Below are 11,986 nucleotides of genomic sequence, written 5' to 3' on the forward strand. Positions count from 1 at the left end.
AATAGTTTAACTTAGTTTAAGCTTTAGAGGTTAAAGATTTAAAAAACACAAAACCAAAACCTAAAAATAACATTAAATGAAAAGGGAATAGTCCAAAATCACCACCTTGATCTCCTACAATAAAGGCACTGTACATTCCAAAGGCAAAATAAAGCATTAAAATGCCTTCGAAAATAACGTTTAACGAAATGTTTTTACGTAGGTATTTATTGCCTTTCCAGCTATCTTTTAAGGTGCTAATGTTAAACTTTGGTGTTCTAACAAATTCACTGCGTTTTCCTATGTGTCCTTCCAGAACTGCTATAGAATTATGTAAAGAAAACCCCATTGCTATAGAGAAAAAAGTGAAAAATAAAATAATATACTGTATAAAATTCTTTATACTAGAACCATAGGTTCGTCTGTACATTGCCCAATAACAAATAAAAAATATAATAGTACTTATCACGAAAAAGCTCATAACATAGAAATACTGTTTTAAATGGGCGTATTCATTTTTAATATATAGCATAGGAATACTTAGTATACCAACGATAAGTACATTTAAAAACATAGTACTATTTAATAAATGTAAAATACCGTGCATTTTGGTTTTAGCAGAAATATTTTTACTCTTTAAAACTTTCCAAAGCATTTTTCTAAAGTTTTCTGCTCCACCTTTATTCCATCTAAATTGTTGAGAACGTGCTGCACTAATTACTACTGGTAACTCGGCAGGCGTATGTACGTTTTCTAAGTACTTAAATTTCCAGTTTTTTAATTGTGCTCTATAACTTAAATCTAGGTCTTCGGTAAGTGTGTCACCTTCCCAGTTTCCTGCATCTATAATACACTCTTTCCTCCAAATACCTGCAGTACCATTAAAATTAATAAAATGACCTTTACTATTTCTCCCCACCTGTTCTAATGTAAAGTGAGCATCTAGAGCAAAAGCTTGTATTTTAGTTAAAATAGAGTAGTTTCTGTTAATATGTCCCCAACGTGTTTGCACAACGCCTATTTTCTCATCTTTAAAATAAGGTATTGTACGTTTTAACCAATCGGCCTCAGGTAAGAAATCGGCATCAAAAATGGCAATAAACTCTCCTTTTGCAATAACTAATCCTTCTTTTAATGCGCCAGCTTTAAACCCTTGTCTGTTCGTTCTACAAATGTGTGTAATATCTAAACCTGTTGCTTTTAGTTCTGCAACATGTGCAGCTGTAGATTTTACAGTATCGTCTGTAGAATCGTCTAAAACTTGAATTTCTAACTTATCTTTAGGGTAGTCTATTAAAGCGATGTTTTTTAACAGGCGATCCATAACATACATTTCATTAAAAACAGGAAGTTGTATTGTTACATATGGTATTTCATCTGGGTTAGATAAATCGAATTTAGGCCCTTTGTTTTGTTTTTTCTGTGCAGCTAGATAATTAAATAACAAGTTTAATTGCGCTAATGCGTACATAAAAATAAGTATAAGCGCTGCTGAGTAAATTACTATTATTAATGTTTCTAAAATCACTTTTTAAAACTGTATTTAAAGATCCAACCTAAAATTTTAAATCCCGCAAATATAGTACCTTTTACTGTACCAGACACTTTAGAGATACCAATTCTTTGTTTATACCTAACTGGGACTTCTATATACGATAGTTTTTGTTTTAATGCTTTAAGCTGCATCTCTACTGTCCATCCGTAAGTTTTATCCTCCATGTTTAGAGCTATTAACTTATTATATTTAATAGCTCTAAAGGGGCCTAAATCTGTATATTTAGCACCAAAAAATAAAGACATTAAAAATGTTGCAAGCCAATTTCCAAAAACTTGTTGGGGTGTCATAGAACCACCTTCTCTTAATCGTTTAACACGGCTACCTATTACAAAATCGATATTATCCTTTATTATTGGAGTTATAAGCTTGGTTAGTTCCTCTGGATAGTCACTATAATCACCATCTAAAAAGACTATAATGTCTGGATTTTTCTCTTGTTTAGCAATGTAATCCATTCCTTTTAAACAGGCATAACCATAGCCTTTGTTGCGTTCTGATAAAACAGTAGCTCCAGCATGTTTTGCATTTTCTACGGTATTATCTGTAGAGTTGTTATTTACAACAATAACCTCATTAACAATTTTGGGGATATCGTGTATTACATTGGCTATAGAATCTTGCTCATTATAAGCAGGAATGATGACTTTTATATGTGTCATTTATTTTAGATCACTTAGTTTATTTTCTTTCTTGAAGGAAGCTAAATCTGTCCATTTCTTTATTTTTTTTCCTTCGGAATATTTTGTTGCAGACACTAATTTTTCATTTTCATACATTAAACAATAACCATTTTTTTGATTATTCTTTAGTTGGCATTTGTGATTTATTTTCTCAGTAGCATCATAAAACAACCACCAATTAGCTTTTTTTCCATTTACAAAATGCCCTTCACTTTCTTTAGTTCCGTTATCTCGGTAAAATTGCCAATAATTTACGGTTTTACCATCCTTAAAAGCACCATTTTTTTGAAGTTTACCATTTTTATAAAAAAACTTCCAATAACCATCTTGTTTCCCGCTTTTAAAAAAACCTTCTTTTGCCAATGCTCCATTCTCGTAATAAATCTTCCAATATTTTGATGCTGTGCCATTGGTGTATGTACCTTCTTTTTCTAATCTACCATTGTTTTGGTAGAATTTCCAATAGCCAGAGCGTACCCCATTACTATAATTACCTTCAGTTTTTAAATTACCATTACTACCATATTCTGCCCAATAGTTTATTGGTTTTCCGTTTAAATAGTTGCCAGAAGATTTAAGTTTTCCATTTTCATTATAAAATTTCCAATGCCCATTATATACTCCATTTTTATAATGCCCTTCGCTTTCTAATAGACCATTTTTATAATAGGTTTTCCAAAAATTAGATGGTATACCATTAGTATAATGTCCTTCTTTTTTTAGCACTTTATTATTATAATAATATTTCCAAAAAGAGGTTTTTTTATCAGTTTCGTAATAACCTTCAGATTTAATAGTACCATTTTGATGGTAAGAAAACCAATACCCAGTTTTTAGACCATTGTTTAACCAACCTTCAATCTTTATAGAGCCATTGTTGTAATGCTCTTTAACGTACTTTTTTTGAGCGAAAATATTTAAGCATGTTAGTGTAAATATAAAGACTAAAAGGGGCTTCATTTTATATAAACTGGGTTTTAAATACACACTTAATGTAGACATGTTATTTTTGATTTACTAATTCCATTAAATCAACATCATTACCTAGTAATACTTCTGTTGGGTTAATTCTTCCATTTGTACTATCATTTTCTAATTTTAATACACCTCTTGGGCAAACGGCACTACAAACACCACAACCTACACAACTAGAACGAACGATGTTTTCGCCTTTTTGTGCGTAAGCACGAACATCTATCCCCATTTCACAACTGTTAGAGCAGTTTCCGCAGGAAATACATTGTCCACCGTTTGTAGTAATTCTAAATTTAGAAAATAAACGTTGTTGAATTCCTAAAATTCCAGCCATAGGACACCCAAAACGGCACCAAGCTCTGCTACCTAAAATTGGATAAAATCCTGTACCAATAACACCAGAAAATATAGAGCCAATTCCAAAACCGTAAAATGTTCTTAATGCACTATCAAAATTATAGGTATTAGTATTAAGGCCAAAAGAAAAATAACTAGCATTAATTTTTATCTGACTTAAATCGAAAAAAGCAAAGAATACTAAAAAGGCAATAGTTAAAGCATAAAACCCTACAGCACCTTTAAGAGCACTTTTGTTAATTTGATGTCTTTTAAAATATAATATACCAACAAACAGTAGGGTTAAAAATGAACCAACACTTATTAAAAACACGTTTTTTGTAAACCAATATTTCTCAGAATCATAACCTAAGTATGTAGAAATAACTGCGGTTGTCATAACAACAGAGAATACCAAAACAGAATTAATCATCCAACGTTCAAATTTCCAAGCTTTAGTACTTTTATCACTTAAATGTCTAAAAGAATCACCAGCAGTTTCAGCCAAACCACCACAACCGCAAACCCAAGAACAATACCAACGTTTACCATATTTATAAGTTAAAAACGGAGAAATTACAAATACCATTGCAACACCAAGTATTAAAAAGAATAACCCTACCGTTTGCGCATTTATAAATTGGTCTACACGCCATTGATCGAAAGCATAATAATTTAACGGCCACATGTTTTTAAGGTCGTTATATGGTAATGAAAAACTATCTGAATTTAATCGCGCCATTAATTCTGGAATTACAAAAGCAAAAGCCGTTTGAAAAAACATAACAGAAGCTGTGCGCAATTGTTGGTATCTATTATGTCTATATTTAAGAATAAACTTATAGCCAAAAATAAGTATAGCAACAGTGTATAAAGTACCGTAAACAAACCATTGACTGGCATTATTACCACTTAATAACTGACTTAAAGAATCGAAAAGAGCTATTAAACCTGTGTTTTCTTCACCATTTTGCCCTAATCCTAAATAGACAGGGAAAAAGTATAATACAATATAAAATAAGGTTAAAAAGATACCTAATGCCCAACCTAAAACGCCTCTTGATGAAATGGATTTAAACCAGACTCCATCATTTTTTATACCTTCTAGTTTAGTAAGGTAAGCTTCTCTTGTGTATAGTATGGTTCCCACAGAAATTGAACCAATAGCTAATGTTAAAAATAAAGCCTTATTAGGGAAATTAACATTTAGCGTAGCTAGTACTAATATAAATAGCCCTATAAACCCAATAGCTATTGCAATTTTTTGTTTTGTGTTAATGCCTAAAGCGTCTGGTTTAGCTAGAGACATACTATGATTTATTTTATTACTCATTTTATTTTTGGTTTAGGCAGTTTGTAAATTGTTTTTGTATGCAGCAATAATATTTTTTTCAAAATGCTTATAGAATTCTGGATCAAAATTGGCTTTTTCTAAGTTTTGTATTACATAATCCACATCACGTTTTTCGGTTAACCATTGGTCGAAAACATCATGTCGCATTCTAATACCAAATGTATTTATTCCTAAAAAACGATTATTGCTTGTGTCGTAACAAACTGTAATACATTTTGTGTCGTCATCATGTTTCCAATGAAAGTGAGCTTCGTTCTCTCTAGGTTTAGAAAATACCCATCCGTAAGTTTGGTACTCTATGTCTAAAAACTTAGCCGAATTAAACCAATGTCCAGGTTTGTATTCTGTAGGATTACCACAAATGGTTTGTGCTAAAGTTTCTCCCATCATTCTACCCGTATACCAAACCGCTTCAATAGGCCTACGTTGTCCAATAGCTTCACGTTGTTCTGCACAATCCCCAATAGCATAAATATCTTTAACACTAGTTTCTAAAAGCCTATTAACTAAAACACCGCGATTTGTTTCAATGTTAGAGTCCTTAATAAAATTAATATTTGGCGACACTCCAGCCGTTAAACCAACAACATTGCAGGCAATTTCTTCTCCTGTTTCGTCAATAACAATAGACTTAACATTGCCATTGCCATCATCTTTAATTTCTTTTAAATTAACACCTAATCTTAAATCTATATGGTGGTTTTTTATATGCCTATTAATCATTGCACTTTCTCCTTCAGGCAAAACACCATTCCAAAAACTATTTTCCCTAACTAAAAAAGTTACAGGAATGCTTCTAGAATTTAACATTTCTGCTAATTCAATCCCTATTAAACCTCCACCCACAATTACAGCACGTTTACAAACGTCCTTATTAGGCGCATTTAATTCTAAGGAATCTAAATCTTGTTTGCTATACAAACCTTGAGCACCGTTTAAGTCTTGTCCTGGCCAACCAAACTTATTTGGTTTACTACCAGTTGCGATAATCAATTTATCATAATTAAGAGCATCGCCACCTTTAAAATGTAGTGTTTTAGAAGTTGTTTCTACAGTTTCTACATATCCTTTTTTAAGGCTAATTCTATTCTTTTCCCAAAAACCATTTTCGTAAGGTTGAGTATGCTCAAACTTCATGTGTCCCATATATATATACATTAGGGCAGTTCTTGAAAAAAAATAATCTGTCTCAGCCGAAACTATAGTGATTTGTTTATCGGATAATTTTCTAATGTGTCTCGCGACAGTAACTCCAGAAATTCCGTTTCCTATTATAACAATGTGTTCCATAATATTTTGTGGTTATGATGCGGTTGGTCGAAAATAAAGGTAATAACTTAAAATGATTCAGGTATTTAGAATAGATATAAATTAAAAAAATGTGTAAGGTTTTATAATGTTGAAAGACGCTAATTTTTTTTTGTTTTTTTGAAAGTTTATTGAAATTTAACAGACTTAGAGAACTGTTAAACACATTTAAATTAAAAAAATAATGAAAAAAGTAATCATCATACTCGCGGTCTTATTAGGAAGCATTTCTGCCAAGGCTCAGGACTTAAATACATTCTTTAATAAGGCAGATGCTTTCTTTAAAGCAAATGTTGCTAACGGAAAAGTGGCGTATGCTACTATTAAAAAAGATAGAACAGCGTTAGACGATATTTTAAAAATTGCAGAAGGCATTTCGGTTTCTAAAAGCGATGCCAATAATTACCAAGCCTTTTGGATAAATGCTTATAACTTATCTGTAATAAAGAGTATTGTAGATGAGTATCCTACAAAATCCCCACTAGATCATAAAGGTTTTTTTGATGGAAAAAAGCATAGTTTAGGTGGAAAAAAAATCACTTTAAATGATATAGAGCACAAGCTATTACGCGCACAATTTAAAGATGCTCGTTTCCACTTTGTATTAGTTTGTGGGGCTATAGGTTGCCCTCCGTTAATAAGTAAAGCATATTTACCAAACACATTAGATGCACAATTAGAAAAGCAAACAGTATTAGCTCTTAACGGAGATTATTTTATAAAGGTTAATGCTAAGAAAAAAAGAATTTCAGGATCTAAAATATTAGAATGGTATAAAGAAGATTTTACTATGAATGGAACAACAGAAATAGATTTTATAAACAAGTACAGAAAAGAAAAAGTGCCAGCAAAATCTAAGTTAAGCTACTTTGAATATAACTGGAATGTAAATAAACAATAATATTCTCGTGAAAGCGGGAACCTGCTAAAAGAGCAGATTAAAAATTTAAAACAATTAAATAAAACATTAAAAGTGCTCTAAAAGAAGGAGAGCATACAAATCAACAATTATGAAAAAAATAGCGGTATTAGCCATAGCATTAGCCACAGGTTTTTTAGGGTTTTCTCAAGAAGATACAGAAGACACAACAACAAGAAGTAATATACAAGAGTTTACACCTTCAAAACTATTAAATAAAGGACAGTGGGATATTAAGTTTTTTAATAGTTTATATACACAGACAAAAAGTACAGGAGCGGGAACAGGAGAATCTTTCGATGTGCCAAGATCAAGTTTCTTTACAAATACAACAGAGATTTATACTGGTGTAAGTGAGAATTCAAGAATTAATGTGGGATTAGTATTTCAAATACGTGCTAACACATACAACGATCAAAGTGCAACGAGTGTTTTTAATTTTAAAAACAATGGAGTAGATTCTCGTAGCGGATTTACAACTATTGCTCCATCTATTAGAGTACAACCATTTGCAAGCGTACCTAATTTCTCATTTACGAGTTCATTATACTTACCAATATTTAAAGACGAGCCAGGATTTGCTTATTTAGATAAAAGAAGTACATTTTGGGAAACAAAATTCTTTTACGATAAAACATTTGGAGGAGGAGATTGGCAAATATTTACAGAAGCAGATTTTGGATTTAACTTTGGAGAGAAAAGTGAAGATGCTAACCCTGCAGAAGTTAATCAAGGAGAACGTTTTGCAAACAATAGTTTATTCTTACCATTAAGTGCCTTTTTAAGTTACTTTCCATCATCTAAATCAACAATTTTTGCTAACGTACAACAAGCATTCTTAATAGATTTAGGAAATAACTTCGAGCAAAACTATACACAATTAGGTTTTGGAGGAAAATACCAATTAACAAAAGCATTAAACGTAGAAGCCTCTTATGGTAAATTTATTAGAGGAAATAACTTCCAAGGCTTAGGACAAACTTTTAGCATAGGTTTAAGAGCATTATTATAGTATAAATAGTAAATTGGGAGTTTAATAAAACGACTTTAAAATGAAGTACATTAAACTCCTTTTTTTATACCTTTTACTACAATCGTGTACAGCACAAAACTCAAAAATTAACGGGGTTAGTTTTGTTGCCTCAGGAGTACCAGTTAATGAGCAACATATTAGCCCAGTAGTAAATATAAATGCTAATTATGCAGCAATAATGCCTTTTGGATTTATTAAAGATTTAAAGCATCCAAAAATAGCATTTAATACAGATAGGCAATGGTTTGGGGAAACAAAATCTGGCGCTAAGCAATACGCAGAGCAATTAAAAATTAAAGGCATAAAAATAATGCTAAAACCCCAAATATGGGTATGGCGCGGCGAGTTTACAGGATATATTAAAATGGAAACAGAAGCCGATTGGAAAACACTAGAAGAGGCCTACTCTAAATTTATATTAGAATATGCAGATTTAGCTAATGAAATAAATGCAGAGCTATTTTGTATAGGTACAGAATTAGAATTATTTGTAGAAAATAGACCTAAATATTGGGATAACTTAATAACAGAAATAAAAAAACGCTACAAAGGAAAACTAACTTATGCAGCCAATTGGGACGAGTTTAAACGCACCCCATTTTGGAATCGTTTAGATTTTATTGGGGTAGATGCCTATTTTCCTGTTTCTATAAGTAAAACACCTACAGTAGAAGAATGTTTAAAAGGATGGAATGCCCATAAAGAAACAATAAAAGGCATGTCTTTAAAACATAATAAACCTATTCTGTTTACAGAATTTGGTTATAGAAGTGTAGATTTTTCAGGGAAAGAACCTTGGCGATCAGACAGAAGCATGACTAGTGTAAATTTAGAAGCACAAACCAATACTACAAAAGCATTGTTTGATACGTTTTGGAAAGAAGAATGGTTTGCAGGAGGATTTATTTGGAAATGGTATCATGATCATGAAACATCTGGAGGTAAAAATAATTCTAGATTTACACCACAAAATAAACCTGTAGAAGAATTAATAAAAGCACATTATACGTTACATTAATTGAAACATATTAAAAAATATAATGTTTTAATATGTTTATGTAACCACTCAAAAAAAAGATAAGAGTAACACATGAAAGTACTAAAACTTATAGTAATCTTAATAGTAATCGCATCTTGTTCAAGAGACGATGAAAATACAGCTATTATAATTAATACATTAGAAGATTATGTAAGTGGGAAAACAATAGAAACAGGAGCAGTAATAGCTTGTGCAGCTAGCGAAAATAATACTAATGCTGTTTTAACCTTTTTTTACCCAAAAGAAGGTGCTACCAATATTCAATATTTCGAAACAGAAGATACCAATGTTACAAACTCAAACTTCAATAATTACAAAAAAATAAGTTTAGAAAGTAGCCCGTTTTTTAATGGCTATCTGCGTTTTTTTAAAACAGAGCTAACCACAGAGAAATGGATAATTGTAACGTATGAACTTAATGGAGAAATTAAAATATCTAACCCAATCCGTACCAAACAAGTAACAAAGCCCTCGGTGTGGAATAATGATGTAACTATTAATCAAGAACTAAATTTAATGCCACAATTTAGTTGGGAAGCTAATGCTTTTGGAGATAATGCTATTTATTTTCAAGTACTTTCAGATTCAGAAAACAATTTAATATCTGGTACTTATACTTACGATAATCAGTTTAAATATTATGACACCACTAATGTTGTGTTAAACATAACGCAAGGTACACCACCAACATTGGTTAGTAATACAATGTACAATTATACATTAATGGATGTTAGCTTAGATAATTGGGTTAATTTAGTAGCGCAAAAACCTTTTATAACAGAATAATGATGAAACAGTTTTTTATAGTTCTATTTTTTGGAATTTTTGCATTGCAAAGCTTTGGTCAAGATAAAATAGTACTAGACTTAAAAATTCAAGGAAATAAAAAGATAAAAACATCTTTTGTAAAAAAAATAGCTACAGTAAAAGCAGGTAGTATACTAGATTCTGTAGCTATAGAAAACGACATAAAACAATTAAAACGGTTACCATCTGTAGCCCATGCGTATTATCAAGTCTTTTACTCTCATGATAATTCGTATAACGTTTTTTATAATATAGAAGAAAACTTTACAATTATACCATCTGCAAATATTTACACCTCTAACGAAGGTGAGTTTGCCTATAGATTAGGGCTGTATGAGTTTAACCTATTAGGTAGAAATATGACCTTTGGAGGCTTTTATCAAAAAGATATATACAGTAGCTATGGAATTAATTTTAGAGCTCCTTTTTTATTTAGTAGACAATTAGGACTAGCAATAAATCATCAAGATTTAATAACACAAGAACCTGTGTTTTTTGACAATACAACAGCCGATTATAAATATAGAAATACGTCTTACGAGGTTTTAGGGCTCTATCAAATAAACTTTCATAATCGTATAGAAGCAGGAGTTAATTACTTTTCAGAAAAGTATGCATATAAGTCGGGAGCAACTAACCCTGCGGTACCTTTAGCACTAAATGTTAAAAAACTACTATATAAATTTATTTATGAGTATAATAATTTAGATTACGATTACCAATATGTAAAAGGATTTAAAAGTACACTTAATTTTCAATATGTAACCTCTACAAGCGATGAGCATTTACCTGAATTTGTTATAGGGTGGAACGACTTTATATATTATGCTAGAATAGGCGATAAAGGCAATTGGGCTAATAGAATGCGTGTAGGTTTTTCTACAAATAACAATACACCATTTGCACCCTTTTCTGTAGATAATAATTTAAATATAAGAGGCGTTGGTAATACCATAGATAGAGGTACAGGAGCTATTGTTTTAAATACAGAATATAGGCATACGTTATACGAAAAAGGCTGGTTTGCTCTACAAGGAAATGCCTTTATAGATGCAGGTACATGGAGGAACCCAGGAGGCGATTTCGGTGATTTTAGCGACTCTCAAAATATTAGAGTCTACCCAGGAGTTGGACTTCGCTTTATACATAAACAAATATTTAATGCCACTTTTAGAATCGATTACGGAATTGGTATAACACCAGATGCAACCAAAGGTTTAGTATTTGGAATTGGCCAATATTTTTAAAAACACCTTTTAATTGTATTTATAAAGCTATAAATTTGCGTTACAAATACGCAAATTATGGGGGTAGTTCAAAATATTAAAGTGGCGGTAGATGCTGTCGTTTTTGGTTACGAGTCTAAAAAAAATCTATCAGTACTTTTAATTCGTAGAGGAGTAGAACCCTTTAAAGATACTTGGGCATTACCAGGAGGGTTAGTATTAGAAAACGAATCTCTAGAAGAAGCCGTAGAACGAGAATTAGAAGAAGAAACAGGCGTTAAAATCGATTATTTAGAACAGTTATATTCCTTCGGAAAACCAAAACGAGACCCAAGAAACAGAGTCATCTCTATTAGCTATTTCGGACTCGTTAAACCCAATCACTTTAAAATTGAAGCAGCAACAGATGCGGCAGAAGCACAATGGTTTCCTGTAAATGAAATTCCAGAATTAGCGTTCGACCATAAAACCATTTTAGACCTAGCAAAAACACGATTAAAATCGAAATTACACTACCAACCAATAGGTTTCGACTTATTAAATAAATCCTTCCCCTTTTCAGATTTAGAACACTTATATACTACTATTCTTGGGAAAGATATCGACCGTAGAAACTTCAGAAAAAAGCTAATGAGCTTTGGTGTTATAGAAGAAACAGGAAAAATGAGTCAAGCAGGAAGCGGTCGTCCGGCAAAATTATTTCGTTTCAACACCAATAAATACAAGGCTTTAGCCAAGGATGGATTTCACTTCGAAATAAAGTTTGTGTAAA

The 11,986-nt window shown here is 31.6% G+C and carries 11 protein-coding genes; 6 read left to right on the plus strand and 5 right to left on the minus strand.

What is annotated here, in order from left to right; all coding sequences use genetic code 11:
• Window positions 1-16: 16 nt before the first annotated feature.
• The 5 genes from ACVC08_RS08555 to ACVC08_RS08575 are packed head-to-tail and all read right to left on the minus strand — an operon-like array spanning window position 17 to window position 6,172.
• Complete coding sequence (locus ACVC08_RS08555; RefSeq protein ID WP_452599864.1) at window positions 17-1,450, minus strand: cellulose synthase family protein; 1,434 nt, start codon at window positions 1,448-1,450, stop codon at window positions 17-19.
• 53 nt (window positions 1,451-1,503) lie between these two features.
• Window positions 1,504-2,196, minus strand: a complete 693-nt coding sequence (locus ACVC08_RS08560; protein ID WP_452599863.1) for a glycosyltransferase family 2 protein — start codon at window positions 2,194-2,196, stop codon at window positions 1,504-1,506.
• Window positions 2,197-3,219 (minus strand): toxin-antitoxin system YwqK family antitoxin, encoded by a 1,023-nt coding sequence (locus ACVC08_RS08565; protein ID WP_452601726.1) that lies wholly within the window; start codon window positions 3,217-3,219, stop codon window positions 2,197-2,199.
• A gap of 1 nt (window position 3,220) precedes the next feature.
• Window positions 3,221-4,861, minus strand: coding sequence for a 4Fe-4S binding protein (locus ACVC08_RS08570; RefSeq protein WP_452601727.1), 1,641 nt, complete (start codon window positions 4,859-4,861; stop codon window positions 3,221-3,223).
• Window positions 4,862-4,873: 12 nt separating this feature from the next.
• Window positions 4,874-6,172, minus strand: a complete 1,299-nt coding sequence (locus tag ACVC08_RS08575; RefSeq protein ID WP_452599860.1) for an NAD(P)/FAD-dependent oxidoreductase — start codon at window positions 6,170-6,172, stop codon at window positions 4,874-4,876.
• 202 nt (window positions 6,173-6,374) lie between these two features.
• On the opposite strand from ACVC08_RS08575, the gene ACVC08_RS08580 reads away from it, so the two are divergent.
• The 6 genes from ACVC08_RS08580 (at window position 6,375) to ACVC08_RS08605 (ending at window position 11,985) form a co-directional block, all read left to right on the plus strand.
• Entirely contained in the window at window positions 6,375-7,091 is a 717-nt protein-coding gene (locus ACVC08_RS08580) for a DUF547 domain-containing protein (protein WP_452601728.1), read from the plus strand.
• A 109-nt stretch (window positions 7,092-7,200) separates the two neighbouring features.
• Complete coding sequence (locus tag ACVC08_RS08585; protein WP_452601729.1) at window positions 7,201-8,121, plus strand: hypothetical protein; 921 nt, start codon at window positions 7,201-7,203, stop codon at window positions 8,119-8,121.
• Between the two features lie 40 nt (window positions 8,122-8,161).
• On the plus strand, window positions 8,162-9,160 hold the full coding sequence (locus ACVC08_RS08590) for a glycoside hydrolase family 113 (RefSeq protein ID WP_452601730.1): 999 nt from the start codon (window positions 8,162-8,164) through the stop codon (window positions 9,158-9,160).
• A gap of 72 nt (window positions 9,161-9,232) precedes the next feature.
• Window positions 9,233-9,967, plus strand: a complete 735-nt coding sequence (locus ACVC08_RS08595) for a hypothetical protein (RefSeq protein ID WP_452601731.1) — start codon at window positions 9,233-9,235, stop codon at window positions 9,965-9,967.
• 2 nt (window positions 9,968-9,969) lie between these two features.
• The gene (locus ACVC08_RS08600; RefSeq protein ID WP_452598543.1) at window positions 9,970-11,235 is read left to right on the plus strand and encodes an outer membrane protein assembly factor; all 1,266 of its coding nucleotides are present in this window, start codon (window positions 9,970-9,972) and stop codon (window positions 11,233-11,235) included.
• A gap of 57 nt (window positions 11,236-11,292) precedes the next feature.
• Window positions 11,293-11,985 (plus strand): NUDIX hydrolase, encoded by a 693-nt coding sequence (locus ACVC08_RS08605; protein ID WP_452601732.1) that lies wholly within the window; start codon window positions 11,293-11,295, stop codon window positions 11,983-11,985.
• Window position 11,986: the final 1 nt, after the last annotated feature.

Source organism: Pontimicrobium sp. MEBiC06410, assembly GCF_053601615.1.